13 protein-coding genes are annotated in these 18,983 nt (G+C 64.4%); 12 read left to right on the top strand and 1 reads right to left on the bottom strand.

What is annotated here, in order from left to right; genetic code table 11:
• Positions 1-262: 262 nt before the first annotated feature.
• The 12 genes from ftsW to ligA all read left to right on the top strand — a co-directional run bounded on the left by ftsW (position 263) and on the right by ligA (position 17,370).
• Positions 263-1,414, top strand: a complete 1,152-nt coding sequence (gene ftsW / locus IVA95_RS12725; protein WP_247510791.1) for a putative lipid II flippase FtsW — start codon at positions 263-265, stop codon at positions 1,412-1,414.
• Positions 1,415-1,452: 38 nt separating this feature from the next.
• Positions 1,453-2,553: an undecaprenyldiphospho-muramoylpentapeptide beta-N-acetylglucosaminyltransferase gene (gene murG, locus IVA95_RS12730; protein WP_247510792.1), complete on the top strand. Its 1,101-nt coding sequence runs from the start codon at positions 1,453-1,455 to the stop codon at positions 2,551-2,553.
• A gap of 151 nt (positions 2,554-2,704) precedes the next feature.
• On the top strand, positions 2,705-4,108 hold the full coding sequence (gene murC, locus IVA95_RS12735) for a UDP-N-acetylmuramate--L-alanine ligase (RefSeq protein ID WP_247510793.1): 1,404 nt from the start codon (positions 2,705-2,707) through the stop codon (positions 4,106-4,108).
• Between the two features lie 340 nt (positions 4,109-4,448).
• Positions 4,449-5,369 carry a UDP-N-acetylmuramate dehydrogenase gene (gene murB, locus IVA95_RS12740; RefSeq protein WP_247510794.1) on the top strand — a complete coding sequence of 307 codons (921 nt, stop codon included), beginning with the start codon at positions 4,449-4,451 and terminating at the stop codon, positions 5,367-5,369.
• Positions 5,370-5,489: 120 nt separating this feature from the next.
• A complete protein-coding gene (locus IVA95_RS12745; RefSeq protein WP_247510795.1) occupies positions 5,490-6,482 on the top strand; it encodes a D-alanine--D-alanine ligase in 993 nt (330 codons plus the stop codon).
• Positions 6,483-6,783: 301 nt separating this feature from the next.
• Entirely contained in the window at positions 6,784-7,773 is a 990-nt protein-coding gene (locus IVA95_RS12750) for a cell division protein FtsQ/DivIB (RefSeq protein ID WP_247510796.1), read from the top strand.
• Complete coding sequence (gene ftsA / locus IVA95_RS12755) at positions 7,770-9,089, top strand: cell division protein FtsA (RefSeq protein WP_057847005.1); 1,320 nt, start codon at positions 7,770-7,772, stop codon at positions 9,087-9,089. Before IVA95_RS12750 ends, ftsA begins: the two co-directional genes overlap by 4 nt.
• A gap of 88 nt (positions 9,090-9,177) precedes the next feature.
• Positions 9,178-10,977, top strand: coding sequence for a cell division protein FtsZ (gene ftsZ, locus IVA95_RS12760; protein ID WP_247510797.1), 1,800 nt, complete (start codon positions 9,178-9,180; stop codon positions 10,975-10,977).
• 350 nt (positions 10,978-11,327) lie between these two features.
• Positions 11,328-12,287 carry a UDP-3-O-acyl-N-acetylglucosamine deacetylase gene (lpxC, locus tag IVA95_RS12765; protein ID WP_247510798.1) on the top strand — a complete coding sequence of 320 codons (960 nt, stop codon included), beginning with the start codon at positions 11,328-11,330 and terminating at the stop codon, positions 12,285-12,287.
• Between the two features lie 324 nt (positions 12,288-12,611).
• Positions 12,612-13,520 carry an outer membrane protein assembly factor BamD gene (locus IVA95_RS12770; RefSeq protein ID WP_247510799.1) on the top strand — a complete coding sequence of 303 codons (909 nt, stop codon included), beginning with the start codon at positions 12,612-12,614 and terminating at the stop codon, positions 13,518-13,520.
• 13 nt (positions 13,521-13,533) lie between these two features.
• The gene (recN, locus tag IVA95_RS12775) at positions 13,534-15,207 is read left to right on the top strand and encodes a DNA repair protein RecN (RefSeq protein ID WP_247510800.1); all 1,674 of its coding nucleotides are present in this window, start codon (positions 13,534-13,536) and stop codon (positions 15,205-15,207) included.
• A 15-nt stretch (positions 15,208-15,222) separates the two neighbouring features.
• Positions 15,223-17,370: an NAD-dependent DNA ligase LigA gene (gene ligA, locus IVA95_RS12780; RefSeq protein WP_247510801.1), complete on the top strand. Its 2,148-nt coding sequence runs from the start codon at positions 15,223-15,225 to the stop codon at positions 17,368-17,370.
• Positions 17,371-17,561: 191 nt separating this feature from the next.
• On the opposite strand, the gene IVA95_RS12785 is transcribed toward ligA, so the two are convergent.
• Positions 17,562-18,839: a multidrug effflux MFS transporter gene (locus IVA95_RS12785; protein ID WP_247510802.1), complete on the bottom strand. Its 1,278-nt coding sequence runs from the start codon at positions 18,837-18,839 to the stop codon at positions 17,562-17,564.
• Positions 18,840-18,983 lie beyond the last annotated feature (144 nt).

Raw genomic sequence — 18,983 nt, forward strand, 5'->3', positions numbered from 1 at the left:
CCTTCGCGGTTATGACGACCTATTGTTGGCGGTAAGGCGCACTGTGACGGCTTCGTGTCCCGGACGCGTTGCGGCATGCAGTGCCGCTCCGCAGAGCCGGGATCCACAACGTCGTGGGCCCCGGCGTGGCAGCGCGCCGCTCCGCGCCGCGCTGCATCCGGGGCACGCGTGCACCGCCCGTTCAATCATCTGCAATTCGTTAACCCCCCATAAACCATCCTGCCTCACCAATGGGCATTACCTCTGCCATTTGGGGACGCCCATGCTCGCCCGTGATGAACGCACCCCGTTTTCGGACTGGTGGTGGACCGTGGATAAGCTGCTGCTGCTCGCGATCGGCGCGCTGATGCTGGGCGGCGTCATCCTGTCGCTGGCGGCGAGCCCGCCGGTGGCGACGCGGATCGGGCTCGATCCCTTCCACTTCTTCAGCCGGCACATGCTGTTCCTACTGCCATCCCTCCTGGTGCTCATCGGAGTATCGTTCCTGCCGCCCAGGCAGATTCGCCGGCTTGCGCTATTCGTGTTCGTGGTGAGTGTTCTTTTGATTGTCGCGACGCTCGTTTTCGGTGCGGAGGTGAAGGGCTCGCGGCGCTGGATCACGCTGCTCGGCGTCAACATTCAGGCTTCCGAATCCGCCAAGCCCGCTTTCGTCGTGATGGCGGCGTGGCTGTTTGCGGAATCGACCAAGCGGCCGGAAATGCCGGCGACCTCGATGGCGATGGCGCTGCTGTTGACGCTGGTGGCGCTTCTGGTGATGGAGCCGGATTTCGGCCAGACCATGCTGATCCTGATGGTCTGGGGCGCGCTGTTCTTCATCGCGGGGATGCGGATGATCTGGGTGGCCGGCCTTGCCGGCGTCGCCATGGCCGGATTGTTCAGCGCCTATCTGCTGGTCCCGCACGTGGCGGGCCGCATCAAGCGTTTCATAAACCCGGCCTCCGGCGACACCTTTCAGGTCGACATGGCGATGGAAGCCTTCTGGAACGGCGGATGGTTCGGGCTGGGGCCCGGCGAAGGCATCGCCAAGCGCAGCCTGCCGGACAGTCATACCGACTTCGTGTTCGCGGTGGCGGCGGAAGAATTCGGCATCATCCTGTGCCTGGCGCTGGTTGCGCTGTTCGCCTTCGTCGTGATTCGCACGCTAACGCGGGCGTACGCGAGCGAGGACATGTTTTCGCGCTTTGCGGCGTCGGGACTTGCGATTCTGTTCGGCATGCAGGCTGCAATCAACATGGCGGTCAATCTGCAACTGATCCCCGCCAAGGGCATGACGCTGCCCTTCATCTCCTATGGCGGTTCGTCGATCATCTCGCTGGCCTACGGCGTCGGCATGATGCTGGCGCTGACGCGGCAGCGTCCGCGCACCGAAGTGGAATCGATGAACGCGGCCGGCGTGGCGCGCGGTTACGCCTGAGGGCGTGACTAGAGCAGCGTGGTCGGCTATTTGAAGCCATGGACACGACGCCTCTCATTCTGCTGGCCGCCGGCGGCACCGGCGGCCATTTGTTTCCCGCTGAAGCGCTCGGAGTTGAGCTCATCAAGCGCGGCCTGCGCGTGCGGCTTGCGACCGATGCCCGCGCGCTGCGCTACAGTGGGCTGTTCACCCGCGATAATATCGACGTGGTGCCGAGCGAGACCGTGCGCGGGCGCAATCCGTTGTCGCTGGCGCGTACCATTATGATGCTCGGCTATGGAACGGGTATAGCGCTCAACCTGGTGCGGCGGCTGAAGCCCGCAGCGGTGGTCGGTTTCGGCGGCTATCCGACGCTGCCGCCGCTGATTGCGGCACGGCTGCTCGGCGTGCCCGGCGTCATTCACGATGCCAATGCGGTGCTCGGCCGCGCCAATCGTTTTCTTTCCAAGCGCGTCAACGCAATCGCGACCTCGCTGCCCGGCGTGCTCGATCGCGATCCTTCGCTCGCGGAAAAAACCACGACGGTGGGCACGCCGATGCGGCCCGCGATTCTTGCCGCCGCCGCCGAGCCGTTTGCATCGCCCGAACCGAACGGGCCGCTGCGCTTGCTGGTGGTCGGTGGCAGCCAGGGCGCGCGGGTGATGAGCGACATCGTGCCATCAGCCGTCGAACGGCTGGAACCGGTGCTGTGGAGCCGCATCGCCCTGACGCAGCAGGTGCGCGAGGAAGACATGGCGCGGGTGCGGGCGGTCTATGATCGGCTCAAGATCAACGCCGAGCTCGCGCCATTCTTTACCGACCTGCCTGCGCGGCTGGCGTCCAGCCATCTCGTGGTGTCGCGCTCCGGCGCCGGCACCGTGGCGGAACTCGCCGCGATCGGCCGGCCCTCGATTTTGGTGCCGCTGCCCGGAGCGATCGACCAGGACCAGTTCGCCAATGCCGGCGTGCTGGCCAAGGTGGAGGGCGCTTTACGGATTCCGCAAGGAGAATTCACGCCCGATCGGCTGGCTGCCGAAATCTCCGCCTTTGCCGCCGAGCCCACGCGGCTGACTGCAATGGCGGCCGCCGCCCGCCAGGTCGGCCGGCTCGATGCCGCCGAACGACTGGCCGATCTGGTGATGAAAACGGCCGGAATCTAGGCGCTTGCGCGCAAAATTGCCCCTTGTCATGCCCCGCGAAAGCGGGGCATCCAGTACTCTGCGGCGCCTGAACCTCGGCTTCGCGGAACTGGACCGCTCGCCCCAGTGCGCAATTGCGCACGGGCGGGCGATGACGGCCAAGGGATGATCCATGAGACTGCCGCGCGAGATCGGACCCATTCACTTCGTCGGAATCGGCGGCATTGGCATGAGCGGCATCGCCGAGGTCTTGTGCAATCTCGGCTACATCGTGCAGGGCTCGGACGCCTCCGAAAGCGGCAATGTCGCGCGGCTGCGGGAGAAGGGCGTCAAGGTCTCGGTCGGCCACAAGGCCGAGAATGTCGACGGCGCCGACGTGGTCGTGGTCTCGACCGCGATCAAGCGCGATAATCCCGAACTGATGGCGGCGCGCGCGCAGCGCATCCCGGTGGTGCGTCGCGCCGAAATGCTGGCCGAGTTGATGCGGCTGAAGAGCTGCGTGGCGATCGCCGGCACCCATGGCAAGACCACGACGACCTCGATGGTCGCAGCGCTGCTCGATGGCGGCAATCTCGACCCGACGGTGATCAATGGCGGCATCATCAATGCCTACGGCACCAATGCGCGGCTGGGAGCGGGCGATTGGATGGTGGTCGAAGCCGACGAGAGCGACGGCACGTTTTTGAAACTGCCGACCGACGTCGCCATCGTCACCAATGTCGACCCCGAGCATCTCGATCATTTCAAGACCTTCGAGGCGATCCAGGACGCGTTCCGCAATTTCGTGGAGAACGTGCCGTTCTACGGCTTTGCGGTGATGTGCATCGATCACCCGGTGGTGCAGAGCATCGTCGGCCGGATCGAGGATCGCCGCATCATCACCTACGGCGAAAACCCGCAGGCCGATGCGCGGCTGATGGACCTGACACCGATCGCCGGCGGATCGAAGTTCAAGGTTGCGATCCGCAACCGCAAGACCGAGGCCTCGCACGAGATAACGGACATCGTGTTACCGATGCCGGGCCGGCACAACGCGTCGAATGCGACGGCGGCGATTGCGGTGGCGCACGAACTGGGCATTTCCGACGAAGCGATCCGCAAGTCGATCGCTGGTTTCGGCGGCGTCAAGCGCCGCTTCACCAGGACCGGCGAGTGGAACGGCGTCACCGTCATCGACGATTATGGCCATCACCCCGTCGAGATCGCCGCGGTATTGAAGGCCGCGCGTGACTCCTATGGCAGCAAGATCATCGCCGTGGTGCAGCCGCACCGCTTCACCCGCCTGCAATCGCTGTTCGAGGAATTTTGTACCTGCTTCAATGATGCCGATGTGGTCATCGTCGCCGAGGTCTATCCGGCCGGCGAGGCGCCGATCGAAGGCATCGACCGCGACCATTTTGTACTCGGCCTGCGCGCGCATGGCCATCGTGAAGTGATCCCGTTGCCGGGTTCGACGGAACTGGCAAAGGTCGTCCGCGGCATCGCCAACCCCGGCGACCTCGTCGTCTGCTTAGGGGCCGGCAACATCACGCAATGGGCCTACGCGCTGCCCGCCGAATTGAAGGCGTTGGGGTGATGATGACTACTATCTTCGTGGACGTTGAAGGGGAGCCTAGCCACGAGCGCTGGCGTATGCCGCCACCCCTCTCCCTAACCTCGAGAGCGAGCTTCGCTCGCCTCGGACCCCGCAAGGGGGGAGGGAACCCTCCCGCCGGTGCGTCCCTCACTCGCTCTATTCTTCGAACTCGCAAGCACTCTGGAGCAGCCGTTAGACAACGACAACGTGAGGTGAGCACGCTGGTCAGGCTCCCTCCCCCCTTGCGGGGGAGGGTTGGGGAGAGGGGTAAGCCCCGGGCGACGGCGTCAAACGCAACGCGATGTTGTCTCAAATCACTTCGCGAGACGGTTGGCGCGACATGACCTTTCCCGACATCACGCCCGACCTGAAAGCCGCGATGCCGCAATTGCGCGGGCGCCTCCTGGCGAACCAGTCGCTCGCCGAGTTGACCTGGTTTCGCGTCGGCGGCCCGGCGCAGGTGCTGTTCACACCGGCGGATGAAGACGATCTCGCTTACTTCTTAAGGCTGCTTCCGAAGGAGCTGCCGGTTTATGTCGTCGGCGTCGGCTCCAATTTGATCGTGCGCGACGGCGGCATGCCGGGCGTGGTGATCCGGTTGTCGCCGCGGGCGTTTGGCGAGACCTTGGCTTCAGGTGATACTGTCACTGCCGGCACGGCCGCGCTCGACAAGCGCGTGGCGGAAACGGCGGCGGCGGCCGGCATCGGCGGCGTGGAATTCTTCTTCGGGATTCCCGGTAGCATCGGTGGCGCCCTGCGGATGAATGCCGGCGCTAATGGAAGCGAGACCAAGGACGTGCTGGTCGAGGCGACCGGCATCGGCCGTGACGGTACGAAGCACGTCTTCTCCAATGCCGACATGAAGTTCGTCTACCGCAACAGCGGCGTCGATCCATCAGTCATTTTCACCTCGGCGCGCTTTCGCGGGCAGATCGCGGACGCCGAAACCATTCGCGCGCGGATGAACGAGGTGCAGACCCATCGCGAAACCGCGCAGCCGATTCGCGAAAAGACCGGTGGCTCGACCTTCAAGAATCCGCCCGGCAACAGCGCCTGGAAACTGATCGACGCCGCCGGCTGCCGCGGGCTTCGCGTCGGCGGGGCGCAGGTCTCGGAAATGCACTGCAATTTCCTCATCAACACCGGCAACGCCACCGGGCATGATATTGAAACGCTGGGCGAAACCGTGCGCGAGCGGGTTAAAGCGAATTCTGGAATCGAGCTACATTGGGAAATCAAGCGGATCGGAATTTCCGCATAGTCGTCATTCCGGGATGCTCCGAAGGAGCAGACCGCAGATGCGCAATTGCGCATCGAAGAATTTCGAGATTCCGGGTTCGATGCTTCGCATCGCCCCGGAATGACGGATAGGTAGAGGCTGATGCGCACGACCATTCTCTTTGGCGGCACCAATAAAGAGCGTCTGGTTTCGGTGGCGAGCGCGCAGGCGTTGCACCGCGCGTTGCCGGAAGCCGATCTCTGGTTCTGGCATGTGGCGGACGCCGTTCATAAGGTCAGTTCAAAGGAGCTGCTTGAGCATTCGCGTCCCTTTGAGGATGAATTCACACCGAGCAATCGCGGCATTGCGCTGGAAGCCGCGCTCGACAGAGCGAAAGCCGAGGACCGTGTGCTGGTGCTCGGGCTGCACGGCGGCCGTGCCGAGAATGGCGAACTGCAGGCGATGTGCGAAATGCGCGGCATTCCCTTCACCGGGTCCGGCTCGGCATCGTCGAACCTCGCCTTCGACAAGGTCGCCGCCAAACGGTTTGTGGCGATTGCCGGCGTCCCCGCGCCGGCAGGCATCGCCCTGGAAAACATCGACGCAGCGTTTGGCGAATACGGAAGGCTGATCGCAAAGCCGGCGCGGGACGGATCGAGCTACGGCCTGATCTTCGTCAACGCCAAGCAGGATCTCGTCGCGGTCCGCAACGCCGCCAAGTCCGAAGAATATCTGATCGAGCCCTTCATCGCGGGTGTGGAAGCAACCTGCGGCGTGCTGGAGCAATCGGATGGCACGTTGATGTCGCTGCCGCCGATCGAGATTGTCCCGGGGGAGGGCACCTTCGACTACACGGCCAAATATCTGCTCAAATCGACTCAGGAGATCTGCCCGGGACGCTTTTCTCCGGAAATCACTGCGCAACTGCAGGATCAGGCGTTGCGGGCGCACAAAGCGCTCTCCTGCACCGGCTATTCCCGGACCGACTTCATCGTCTCGGCGAACGGACCGGTTTACCTCGAAACCAATACCTTGCCGGGCCTGACCGCGGCCTCGCTCTACCCGAAGGCGCTCAAAGCCCAGGGAATCGAGTTTCCGGATTTCCTGCGTGACCAGATCGCCTTGGCCGAACGGCGCAACCGGGAGCGGGCTTGACCGGCCCGGCCGGCGTTAACGGGGAACCACGGCCCGACCACTAAAATTGTTTCAAAATCCTAACAGTTGGCCGACAAACTACTCAAAAGACGCACCAAAACGTTTCCGCAGCCCCCCGATTTTACACTTTGTTTACCAGTAAGTCCGAAGGTTAACGCTGGCGGCGCATGTGGCGCTTGGCTGCCGGGGTGTGCGCTGTTCCGACTTCAGGTCAGCACTTAAGTCCGACACGGCCGAGGCGTCATCTGAGCCAGGACTCGCAAAAAAGCTTGCGGGAACAACACTTGGACAGGCTCGTGCAATGGATGGTGCAGGACGCCTCACGCGGTCGCTGAGATCGGTGGGGCCCCAGGCTGACCTGAAAGCAGCCGCTATTGGAGCGGTCGTGCTGCTGCGCGAGCGGCTGGGCCGTCGCGCCCGCGTCCCGGCGAAGCCCACGATCGATCGCGAGCCGCCGAATCGCCTGGTCCTTCTGGTCGAACGCTATCTGCCGAACCGTACCGGCATTGCCTTGACCGTTCTGATACTGCTCGGCAGCGCCGGCCTCGGTATCGTCAAGGGCGGTCACGTCGACGAATTCACGGGGGCCCTCAGCAACGCCCGGAACACGCTGGCCAATTCGGCCGGGTTCCGCATCACGACGGTCGTGATCAATGGCCGCAAGCACTTGAGCCAGGACGAGGTGCTCGCGATCGGCGGCGTCAACGGCCGCTCCTCGCTGTTGTTTCTCGACGCCGCCACCGTGCGCGACAGGCTCAAGGCCAACCCGTGGATTTCAGACGCGACCATCCTGAAGCTTTATCCCGGTCAGTTGCAGGTCGACATCGTCGAGCGCACGGCGTTCGCGCTGTGGCAGCAGGACGGCCGGCTGTCCGTGATCTCCGAGGACGGCGCGGTGCTGGAGCCCTATGTGTCGCGCCGCTTCGCGACGCTGCCGCTGGTGGTGGGCAAGGGTGCCGATGTCAGGGCCCGTGATTTCCTCGCGCTGCTCGACCGCTATCCGCAGGTCCGCTCGGTGACCAAGGCCGCAATCCTGGTCGGCGAACGGCGCTGGAATTTGCGGCTAAAGGACGGCCTCGACATTCGCCTGCCGGAGAACGACGTCGGCAACGCGCTTGCGATGTTGAGCAAGCTCGACAAGGAAGACCGGCTGTTCTCGCGCGACATCGTCACCGTCGACATGCGCCTGCCGGACCGGCTGACGGTGCAATTGTCGGAAGACGCGGCCAAGGCCCGGGAAGAACTGTTCAAGGACAAGAAGACCAAGAAGAAGGCCGGTGATTCAGCATGACCGGCCTCGATCGCAACCAGACCCCGAAGACACGTCCCGTCGACCACAAGCGCACTGCGCTGGTGGCCTCGCTCGACGTCGGCACCAGCAAGATCGCCTGCATGATCGCGCGGCTGAAGCCGTCGCCACCGAGCGACGCGCTGCGCGGCCGCACCCATGCGGTCGAACTGATCGGCTATAGCCAGATCCAGTCGCGCGGCGTCAAGGCCGGCGCCGTGGTCGATCTCGCCGAGTGCGAGCAGGCGGTGCGGCAGGCGGTGGCGCTGGCCGAGCGCATGGCCAAGGTCCGCGTTGAATCAATATTGCTGTCGGTTTCCGGCGGCCGGCTGCAGGGGCAGCTTGTCGAGGCGGCCGCCGATATCAGAGGCGGCTCGGTCACCTCTGATGACGTCACCCGGGTGACCTCCACCGGTATGCGTCATGCCACCGGCGAAGGCCGCACGGTGCTGCACGCGCTCCCCGTTGGCTACGCGCTGGACGGCGTCAAGGGCATCCGCGACCCCCGCGGCATGGTTGCGCGGCAGTTCGGCGTCGACATGCAGGTGGTGACGGCCGATGCCACCGTCGCGCGCAACCTGATGCTGGTGGTCGAGCGCTGCCATCTCAACGTCGAGGCCATGGCGGCGAGTCCTTATGTCGCAGGCCTGTCCGTGTTGACCGACGACGAGGCCGATCTCGGCGCCGCCGTGGTCGAAATGGGGGCCGGATCGACCACGATTGCGACTTATTCCGGCGGCCGCTTCGTGCACGCGAGCGGATTTGCGCTCGGCGGCCAGCACGTCACGATGGATCTTGCACGCGGCGTCGGCGCATGCATTGCGGATGCCGAGCGAATCAAGACGTTATATGGCACCGTGCTGACCGGCGGGTCCGACGCGCGCGAGCTGATGTCTGTACCGACTGCGGGCGAGGAACACGATGCTCCGCAGATCGTCTCGCGCGCCACGATTGCCAATATCGTCCGGCATCGCGCCGAGGAGATTTTTGAAATGGTCCGTGACCGGCTCGCGGATTCCCCCTTTGCGGCAGAGCCGAGGGCGCGGGTTGTATTGAGCGGCGGGGCCTCCCAGCTCACCGGCACCGTCGAACTCGCCACGCGCATTCTCAACCGGCCGGTCCGGATCGGCCGTCCGCTCGGTTTCGGCCGGCTGCCTAACGAGGCCAAGAGCGCTTCGTTCGCGGTTCCCACCGGCCTTCTGGTCTATCCGCAATACGCTCATCTTGAACACGTCGAACCGCGGCATACGCGGCAGCTCAAGACAGGGACAGACGGCTATTTTGGCAAGGTCGGACGATGGCTTCGCGAGGGCTTCTGATGACCGGTCCTGTGACCAAACGATTTTCACCAAATCCCGCGGCCGCCGGCCGGGGCGAACCAACGCGCGCGTCGTAAGAGAGGCAACCATGGCACTCAATCTGACCCCCCCTGACATCAGCGAGCTAAAACCGCGGATTACCGTCTTCGGCGTCGGTGGAGCAGGCGGCAATGCCGTCAACAACATGATCACTGCCGGGTTGCAGGGGGTCGATTTCGTCGTCGCCAACACCGACGCGCAGGCGCTGACCATGTCGAAGGCCCAGCGCATCGTGCAGATGGGCACCCAGGTGACGCAGGGCCTCGGCGCGGGGTCTCAACCTGATATCGGCGCCGCGGCGGCGCAGGAAGTGATCGACGAGCTGCGCGACCATCTCTCGGGCGCCAACATGGTGTTCGTCACCGCCGGCATGGGCGGCGGCACCGGCACCGGCGCCGCTCCGGTGATTGCCAAGACCGCGCGCGACATGGGCATCCTCACCGTCGGTGTCGTCACAAAGCCCTTCCATTTCGAAGGCCAGCGCCGCATGCGCACCGCCGAGTCCGGCATCGCCGAACTGCACAAGGTGGTGGACACGCTGCTGATCATCCCGAACCAGAACCTGTTCCGGGTCGCCAACGAAAAGACCACCTTCGCCGACGCCTTTGCGATGGCCGACCAGGTGCTCTATTCGGGCGTCGCCTGCATCACCGATCTGATGGTGAAGGAAGGCCTGATCAATCTCGACTTCGCCGACGTCCGCGCTGTCATGCGCGAGATGGGCAAGGCGATGATGGGCACCGGCGAGGCGACCGGCGAGAAGCGCGCGCTGACCGCGGCCGAAGCCGCGATTGCCAACCCGCTGATCGACGATTCCTCGATGAAGGGTGCGCGCGGCCTGTTGATCTCGATCACCGGTGGCAAGGACCTCACCTTGTTCGAAGTCGATGAAGCCGCGACGCGGATTCGCGAGGAAGTCGACCAGGACGCCAACATCATCGTCGGCGCCACCTTCGACGAATCGCTCGACGGCATCATCCGCGTTTCCGTGGTCGCCACCGGCATCGACCAGTCGCAGATCGCGCGCAACGCGGCCACTCCCGCCGTCGCCGCCACGTCTGCCACCACCGCCACTGCCACCACGTCTTCGCCGGACAACCGGCTGGCTGAACTGACCGCTCGCCTGCGCGCCGACAATGCGCGCCTGGCCGAACGCGCCCAGAAGCTCGAGCCGGCGGCTGCGCCGCAGGTGGTTGCTTCGGCACCTGCCGCCGCGCCGGCGCAACGTTCGTCCAATAATGTCGAGCGTGCAGCGCTCGCCGCGATCGCCGCGGCGGTTGAGACGCCGCAACAGGCTTCGATCCAGCCGGCATCCTATGGCGACGTCACGGTTCGCCCGATCGCGCAGAAGCCGACGCTGTTCCCGGATCACAAGGAGGCTGCCCGCCTCGAGCCGGAGGCGCCGGCGACGCCCGAAACCTTCATCCCGCAGGCGGCCGAACGTCCGCCGGCCCGTGCGCCGCGGATGCCGAAGTTCGAGGACCTGCCGATGCCCGCCCAGGCCGAGATCCGGCACGCCCGCGGCGAGCCTGAGGAGGAGCACCCGCAGAAGACGCGGCTGTCGCTGTTGCAGCGGCTCGCCAATGTCGGCCTTGGCCGCCGCGACGAAGAGACCGAGCCGCCGATCGCAGCACGTGCCTCCGGCCCGTCGATGGCGCCGCTGCCTGAACGCAAGCCGCAGCGCACCGTCGCCCAGCAAATGGCGAATCAGGAGCCGGTATCTGAGTATGCAAAGCGCCCGGCGCCGCAGGGTCTGGACGCCCACGGCCGCCCGGCACCTGTTGCACCGGCGCCACAGGGCGACGACCATCTTGATATCCCGGCCTTCCTCCGACGCCAGGCCAACTGAGCTTTTGTTACAATCGAGGTGATCCAAAGGGCCCCGGCTAGAACAGCCGGGGCCCTTCTCTTTGGCCGGTGCCGAGGTTCAGCGGCTCGGCCAACCAACTGATTTTAAATCATTAATTATTCATCTCGTGATCAGATGTCGAAGCTCGAACAGCGTCTGGCCGTGCCGGAATTTGGTTAACCCTTGGCGCGATTGCGGCAGAGATAGGGTAACAATCCGTAAAGAAGCGTGAGTTGTGCGCTATGGGGCAATGACTATGGTCTGCCGTGACTTGGGGATGCCTAGAACGCGAATCGGCGCTAGCGCGCGGTTCCCGTCTTTGGGTTAAGTCGGGTAGTGGGCAGTTATCGATGAAATTCAGCCGGCAAACCACGCTTCGGTCGCAAGCCACCGTAACGGGCGTTGGCGTTCATTCCGGATTACCTGTCAGCCTGACGCTTGGACCTGCTCCTGTGGATGCGGGTTTTATTTTTGTCCGTACCGGCCTGGATGAGGCCGACCGCGAGGTTCCCGCAGTAGCCGCCTCCGTAACCGCCACCGATCTTGCGACCGTTCTTGGCGACCGCGAAGGTCCGCTGGTTTCCACCGCCGAACATGTCCTTGCTGCCCTGCGCGGCATGGGTGTCGACAACGCCATCATCGAAGTCGACGGTCCCGAAGTACCGATTATGGACGGCAGCGCGGCGGCTTTCGTTGCCGCCATCGATCAGGCCGGCATCGTCACCCAGTCGGCCTCCCGCCGCTTCATTCAGGTGCTGAAGCCGGTGCAGGTCGCGATCGGCGATAGCTTTGGCGAGTTGCGCCCGCATGGCAACGGATTCCGCGTCGAGGTCGAGATCGATTTCGACAACGCCATGATCGGTCGCCAGAAATATTCCATCGATCTCAGCCCCGAAAGCTTCCGTCGCGAGATTTCACGTGCCCGGACTTTTGGCTTCATGAATAACGTCGCGCGGCTCTGGAGCGCCGGTTTTGCGCGTGGCGCCTCGTTTGAGAATACGGTGGTGTTCGACGAAACCCGGCTGCTCAACACCGAAGGGCTGCGCTTTAGCGACGAATGCGCCCGCCACAAGGCGCTGGATGCGGTCGGTGATTTGACCCTGGCTGGTTTGCCGCTGCTCGGCGCCTACCGTTCGGTACGTGGCGGCCACAAGCTGAACCACGCCGTGCTGACCGCCCTGTTGGCCGATCGCAGCGCCTGGCGGGTGGTCGAGGCCGAACCGGCACGCCGTCCCCGCGCCCATGTCGAGGCCGGCGCGGGCATGGTGGGCGGCATGATCGCCCCAGCCTATGGTCCCGACGTTTCCTGACTTTGCTTGCGGATTCTGTTGATGTTGGCTTTCCGAAATGCCGGACTTTTCGGGCCGTACATGCGCGTTTTCCGTAGTAACCACAATTGGTAAGGACGCCGTTCAGCCGCCTTAATCCGGGCGAATTGGCTGCGTATTCGGTTGGTCGAAGACCTTTTTTCGGCTACAGAGGCCTGCGGTTGCGCCACGGGTCTTGAAGAATTGGGCACCAAACGCGCTGGGCTCGGAGAATTTGGGGCACGGGGATATCGCATCCATGACCGCGGTTCATGGACGGGCAGGCTCAGTCATCAACCGCATCAAAGGCGTCAGGTCACAGATTCCATGTCGGCACAGCGTATGACGCTCGAATCAGGCAAATCACTCGGGCGCGCCAGCCTCGCTCGCGCCGCACGGTCGCTGCGGCTGGCGGCTGGCCTGATTGCGCTCGCCATTCCCTTGAGCGGCTGCGGCACCGGTGCGCTGTGGGACAAGTTCACCGCCAAGGACGACACCTTCAACGAGGAGCCGGCGGACAAGCTCTACAATGAGGGCTTGTACCTGATGAACCAACGCAAGGATCTGAAGGCGGCATCGAAGAAGTTCGAGGAAGTCGACCGTCAGCATCCTTATTCCGACTGGGCGCGCAAATCGCTCCTGATGTCGGCCTACTCCTTTTACAATGCCGGCGATTACGATAGCTGCATCGGCGCCGCGACGCGTTACGTCACGCTGCATCCCGGCAGTCCGGATGCTGCTTACGCGCAATATCTGATCGCGGCCTCGCATTACGACCAGATCCCGGACATCTCTCGCGACCAGGGCCGCACCGAAAAGGCGATCGCGGCGCTGGAAGAGGTGATTCGCAAATATCCGACCTCGGAATACGCCAACTCCGCCAAGGCCAAGCTCGAAGGCGCGCGCGACCAGCTCGCCGGCAAGGAAATGGACGTCGGCCGCTATTACATGGAACGGCGCGACTACACCGCCGCTATCAACCGCTTCAAGGCCGTGGTCACCCGCTACCAGACCACGCGGCATGTCGAGGAAGCGCTGGCGCGGCTCACCGAGGCGTATATGGCGATCGGCATCGTCGGTGAGGCGCAGACGGCGGCGGCCGTACTTGGGCACAATTTTCCTGACAGCCGCTGGTACAAGGACGCTTATAATCTTGTAAAGTCGGGCGGTCTCGAGCCGAGCGAGAACAAGGGTTCTTACATCTCCAGGGCCTTCAAGAAGTTGGGTCTCGGCTAGGAATTGACTTCGCATGCTGGCGCGTCTGTCGATCCGTGACATCGTCCTGATCGAACGGCTCGATATCGAATTCTCCCGTGGCCTCGCGGTGCTGACCGGCGAAACCGGCGCGGGCAAATCCATCCTGCTCGATGCTTTCGCGCTGGCGCTCGGCGGCCGCGGTGATGCGGGCCTGGTTCGCCATGGTGCGGAGCAGGGCCAGGTGACGGCTACCTTCGACGTCCCCAAGGGCCACCCCGCGACAAAGATCCTTTCCGAGAACGGCCTCGACGACACCGGTGAAATGATTCTTCGCCGCGTGCAGCTCGCCGACGGCCGCACCCGCGCCTTCATCAACGACCAGTCGATCAGCGTGCAGACCCTGAAGGCGGTCGGCGCGGCGCTGGTCGAAATTCACGGCCAGCATGACGAGCGCGCGCTGGTCGACGCCTCGACGCATCGGCAGTTGCTCGATGCCTTTGCCGGGCTGGAGAAAGATGTCGCCGCGCTGGAGACGCTGTGGGAGGCACGGCGCACCGCCAACCAGGTACTCGATGAGCATCGTGCCAGCATGGAACGCGCCGCGCGCGAGGCGGATTATTTGCGCCACGCCGCCGACGAGCTCAAGGCGCTGAAACCGAAGGACGGCGAGGAGACCGCGCTCGCCGAACGCCGCACCACCATGATGCAGGGCGAGAAGATCGCCAGCGATCTGCGCGAGGCGCAGGAGGCGGTCGGCGGCCACAACTCGCCGGTGCCGGCGCTGGCGGCGGCCGTGCGCCGCCTCGAGCGCCGCGCCGCCAATTCGCCGGCGCTGGTCGAGCCGGCGGTGAAGGCGATCGACATCGCGATCAACGCGCTGGAAGAGGCCGACCAGCATCTCAGCGCCGCGCTGGTCGCGGCCGATTTCGATCCGGCCGAGCTGGAGCGGATCGAGGAGCGGCTGTTTGCGCTGCGCGCTGCCTCGCGCAAATATTCGACGCCGGTCGACGGGTTGGCGGCGCTCGCCGCCAAATTCGCCTCCGATGTCGCGCTGATCGATGCCGGCGCCGATCGGCTGAAGAAGCTGGAAGCGTCGGCTGCCGAGGCCGACCAGCGTTACGGCGCGGCGGCGGCGAAGCTATCGGCGGCCCGCAGCAAATCCGCCGAAAAACTCAATAAGGCCATCAATGCCGAACTCGCGCCGTTAAAGCTCGAGCGCGCGAAATTCATGACGCAGGTCGACACCGATGCGAAATCACCGGGGCCGCAAGGCATCGACCGCGTCGAGTTCTGGGTCCAGACCAATCCGGGGACAAAGCCGGGACCGCTGATGAAGGTCGCGTCCGGCGGCGAGCTGTCGCGGTTCCTGCTGGCGCTCAAAGTGGTGTTGTCCGATCGCGGCTCCGCGCCCACGCTGGTGTTCGACGAAATCGATACCGGCGTCGGTGGCGCGGTGGCGGATGCGATCGGCGCGCGGCTTTCGCGGCTCGCCGGCCAGGTTCAGGTGATGGCGGTGACGCACGCGCCGCAGGTCGCCGCGCGCGCCAGCCAGCATCTTTTGATTTCCAAGGACGCGCTCGACAAGGGCAAGCGCGTCGCCACCCGCGTCAACGCGCTCGCCGCCGACCACCGCCGCGAGGAAATCGCCCGCATGCTGGCGGGCGCGGAGATCACCGCCGAGGCGCGGGCGGCGGCGGAGCGATTGCTGCGCGCGGCGACGGCGTAGCGGTGGCCCGCGATCATGGCTGTGAAAACGAAGAAAGCGCTGGTTGAAGTCGCCAAGCTCACCAAGGCCCAAGCCAAGGTCGAGCACATGCGGTTGGCGCTTGAGCTCGAAGGGCACGACAAGCGCTATTATCAGGAAGATGCGCCCAGCATCAGCGATGCCGAATATGACGCCCTGCGGCAGCGCCTCAACGCGATCGAGAAGCGGTTTCCCGAATTCGTTACAGCGGAATCGCCTTCGCAAAAGATCGGCGCGACGCCATCGGGTCGCTTTAAGAAAGTCCGGCATGCGCTGCCGATGCTGTCGCTGGACAACGCCTTCGCCGAGCAGGACGTGCTCGACTTCGTCGGCCGCATCGGGCGCTTTCTCAAGCTCAGCGACGACAAGATCGATTTTTCCGCCGAGCCGAAGATCGACGGGCTCTCGATGTCGTTGCGTTACGAGGGCGGCGAACTCGTTACCGCTGCCACCCGTGGCGACGGTTTTACGGGCGAAGACGTCACCGCCAACATCCGCACGCTGGAAGACGTGCCGCAGAAGCTGAAGGGGCGTAACGTTCCCGACATCTGCGAGGTGCGCGGCGAGGTCTACATGACCAAGAAGGCCTTCCTCGCGCTGAACGAGCGGCAGAAGGCCGCGGGCGACACCATTTTTGCAAACCCGCGCAATTCGGCTGCAGGCTCACTGCGTCAGAAGGACCCCTCCATCACCGCTTCGCGACCGCTCGGCTTCTTCGCCTATTCCTGGGGCCAGATGAGCGCGATGCCCGAAAAGACTCAAACCGGCATGATCCACTGGTTCGAGCGATGCGGCTTCAAGACCAATCCGCTGACAAAACTTTGCCACTCCGTCGAGCACTTGATCGCGTTCCATCACGAAATCGAGGAGCAGCGCGGCGAGCTCGACTACGACATCGACGGCGTCGTCTACAAGATCGACCGTATTGATTGGCAGGAACGGCTCGGTTTCGTCTCGCGCACGCCGCGCTGGGCGATTGCGCACAAATTCCCCGCCGAGCGCGCCATGACGGTGCTGCGCGACATCGAGATCCAGGTCGGGCGCACCGGTTCGTTCACGCCGGTCGGCAAGCTCGAGCCGGTCGGAGTCGGCGGCGTGATTGTGCAGAACGTCACGCTGCACAATGAGGACTACATCAAGGGCATCGGCAACAAGGGCGAAGTGCTGCGCGAGGGCCGCGACATCAGGCTCGGCGACACCGTCGTGATCCAGCGCGCCGGCGATGTGATCCCGCAGGTGGTCGATGTCGTCATCGACAAGCGGCCGAGAGGCGCCAAGGAATTCCATTTCCCGAAGAAGTGCCCGTGCCCGCTGCACACCGACGTGGTGCGCGAGGAGACGGCAACCGGCGAGGAAGGCTCGCGCGCCCGCTGTACTGGCGAGTTCGCCTGTCCGTTCCAGAAGATCGAGCATCTGAAACTGTTCGTGTCGCGCCGGGCGTTCGATATCGACGGGCTCGGCGAGAAGCAGCTCCAGTATTTCTTCGATCAGGGCTGGGTGCGGGAGCCGGCTGATATCTTCACGCTGCCGAAACGCAACGCCAAGCTGAAGCTCGAAGCGATCGAGGGCTATGGCGAAACTTCAGTGCGCAACCTGTTCGCCGCGATCGAGAACCGCCGCCGCATTTCGTTGGAGCGCTTCATCTACGCCCTCGGCATGCGCCATGTCGGCGAGACAACCGCGCTGGCGCTGGCGCGCGGCTACGGTTCATGGGATGCCTTCCACGATGCCTGCCTCAAGGTCGCCAGGGGCGACGAGGAAGCCATCGCCGAGATGGATGCACTCGACCAGATTGGCGATACCGTGATCAAGAGTGTCGCCGCCTATTTCGGCGAAAGCCACAACTGCGGCATCGTCGAGCGGCTGGTTGAGGAGCTTAGCGAGATCATTGACGCCGAAAAGCCGAAGAGCAATTCGGCCGTCGCCGGCAAGACCGTGGTATTCACCGGCTCGTTGGAAAAGATGACGCGGGACGAAGCCAAGGCCACCGCCGAGCGGCTGGGCGCCAAAGCCGCGGGTTCGGTATCGAAGAAGACGGATTACGTCGTCGCGGGACCGGGTGCGGGTTCAAAACTCGCAGACGCCAAGAAGCACGGCGTGCCGGTGCTGACCGAGGATGAGTGGCTGAAGCTGATTGGGGAGTGAGACGCGCCACACACTCCGCTGTCGTCACCCGCCAACGGGTCGCGCGAATGCGCGCCCGATGACAGGCTCCAGCGGGTGACCCAGTATTCCAGAGACAGTTGTGGCAGATCGAGAGGCCGCGGCGTACTGGATCGCCCGCCTTCGCGGGCGTCGACAGTTGGGGGTGAGGCGCTGGCTTTGCGCCCGTACGCTCATAACATCCGCGAGTCTTCCTCCTCCGCCTTCTTCACCAGTTCCTCGCTCACCGCCACGTTTCGCCGCGGCACGAGGAAGAACATCGCCGAGGCACACGCGACGGACAGCGCTAAGATCGCCGCCGTCAGCGGCAGCGTGGTGGTGAAGTGGCCGCCGAGATAGGCGCCGAATTGCGAGACCAGCGCGCCGATGCCCTGCTGCAGGAAACCCATCGCGCCGGAGGCGGTGCCGGCGGCTTCGGGGCGCGCGCTGATAGCGCCGGCCGCGGCGTTGTTCATAACGAAGGCATTGGCGACCATCACGATCATCTGGGTGCCGAACAGCCAGAGCGGCGCCTGGTTGGTCCCAGCAATGCTGAAGATCAGGTTCAAGAGAGCGCCGCCGAATTGCACGGCGAGCCCGAACCAGATCAGCTTCTCCAGCGAATGCCGCGGCGCGAAGCGGACGCAGAACACATTGCCGATCAGATACGCAAATCCCGTCGTCGCGAACCACGCGCCATATTCGGCCGTGGTTCGGCCCATCTGCGTCACCACGATGTAAGGTCCGCCGCCGGCGAACATGAAAATAATCTGGGAAGCCAGCACCTGGCACAGCACATAGCCGATGAAGGCGCGGTCGCGAATGAGGATGCCGACATCGCCGCGAAAGCTGCTGCTCTGGCTCCGCTCGCGGCGCGTCTCGGGCAGCGCAAGTGCGATCAGCACGGCGACGCTGAGCGAACCCGCCGTGATGAAGTAGAAGATCGCGCGCCAGCCGAACGCGGTCTCCAGGAGACCGCCGACCAGCGCGCTCAGCATCTGCGCCATCATCATGACGGCGATGACGAGGCTGATCATGGAGCTGATGCGGTCGCGGCTGTAGAGATCGCGGATGATGGCGCGGCTCACCACCATGCCGGTGGCGCCGCCCAGCGCCTGCAGGAAGCGCGCGGCGATCAGTTGCGGCAGCGTCTGCGCCAGCGAGCAGCCGATGCTGGCCGCCACCATCAAGGCAAGGCCCGCGAGCAGCACCGGGCGGCGTCCGAACTTGTCCGACAGCGGCCCCATGATGAGCTGCGAGCAGGCGATGCCGACCATGTAGAGCGACACGGTCATTTGCGCGACGGAAATGTCGCCACCGAACGTCGTCGCCAGCACGGGAAGCGCCGGCACCAGCATGTAGAGCGAGATCGGCGCGACGCCGGTCATGGCGACCAGCATCAGCAGCATGATTTTCGATGTCGCGACGGCATTCGCCGCCGCGTCGGGCGGCTTGCCCACGACGCCGTGCATTCAGTTCAGATCCTGTTGGTTGGATTGGACTGTAGCGCGGCGGCTGACGGCGAATACGGTTGTTTCGGCATGCGGCCATGCCGATTTCGTACAGCACACTCTCCGTCGTCACCCGCGAAAGCGGGTGACCCAGTATTCCAGAGG

This window comes from Bradyrhizobium sp. 157, assembly GCF_023073815.1.
Lineage (GTDB): Bacteria > Pseudomonadota > Alphaproteobacteria > Rhizobiales > Xanthobacteraceae > Bradyrhizobium.

What these genes read in the sequence shown, in the direction of transcription:
- ligA (WP_247510801.1), top strand. Translation starts at nt 15,223, where the DNA reads ATGGCTGTGAAAACGAAGAAAGCGCTGGTTGAAGTCGCCAAGCTCACC.
- ftsW (WP_247510791.1), top strand. Translation starts at nt 263, where the DNA reads ATGCTCGCCCGTGATGAACGCACCCCGTTTTCGGACTGGTGGTGGACC.
- IVA95_RS12785 (WP_247510802.1), bottom strand. Translation starts at nt 18,839, where the DNA reads ATGCACGGCGTCGTGGGCAAGCCGCCCGACGCGGCGGCGAATGCCGTC.
- IVA95_RS12750 (WP_247510796.1), top strand. Translation starts at nt 6,784, where the DNA reads ATGGATGGTGCAGGACGCCTCACGCGGTCGCTGAGATCGGTGGGGCCC.
- murB (WP_247510794.1), top strand. Translation starts at nt 4,449, where the DNA reads ATGACCTTTCCCGACATCACGCCCGACCTGAAAGCCGCGATGCCGCAA.
- IVA95_RS12745 (WP_247510795.1), top strand. Translation starts at nt 5,490, where the DNA reads ATGCGCACGACCATTCTCTTTGGCGGCACCAATAAAGAGCGTCTGGTT.
- ftsZ (WP_247510797.1), top strand. Translation starts at nt 9,178, where the DNA reads ATGGCACTCAATCTGACCCCCCCTGACATCAGCGAGCTAAAACCGCGG.
- ftsA (WP_057847005.1), top strand. Translation starts at nt 7,770, where the DNA reads ATGACCGGCCTCGATCGCAACCAGACCCCGAAGACACGTCCCGTCGAC.
- murG (WP_247510792.1), top strand. Translation starts at nt 1,453, where the DNA reads ATGGACACGACGCCTCTCATTCTGCTGGCCGCCGGCGGCACCGGCGGC.
- IVA95_RS12770 (WP_247510799.1), top strand. Translation starts at nt 12,612, where the DNA reads ATGTCGGCACAGCGTATGACGCTCGAATCAGGCAAATCACTCGGGCGC.
- lpxC (WP_247510798.1), top strand. Translation starts at nt 11,328, where the DNA reads ATGAAATTCAGCCGGCAAACCACGCTTCGGTCGCAAGCCACCGTAACG.
- murC (WP_247510793.1), top strand. Translation starts at nt 2,705, where the DNA reads ATGAGACTGCCGCGCGAGATCGGACCCATTCACTTCGTCGGAATCGGC.
- recN (WP_247510800.1), top strand. Translation starts at nt 13,534, where the DNA reads ATGCTGGCGCGTCTGTCGATCCGTGACATCGTCCTGATCGAACGGCTC.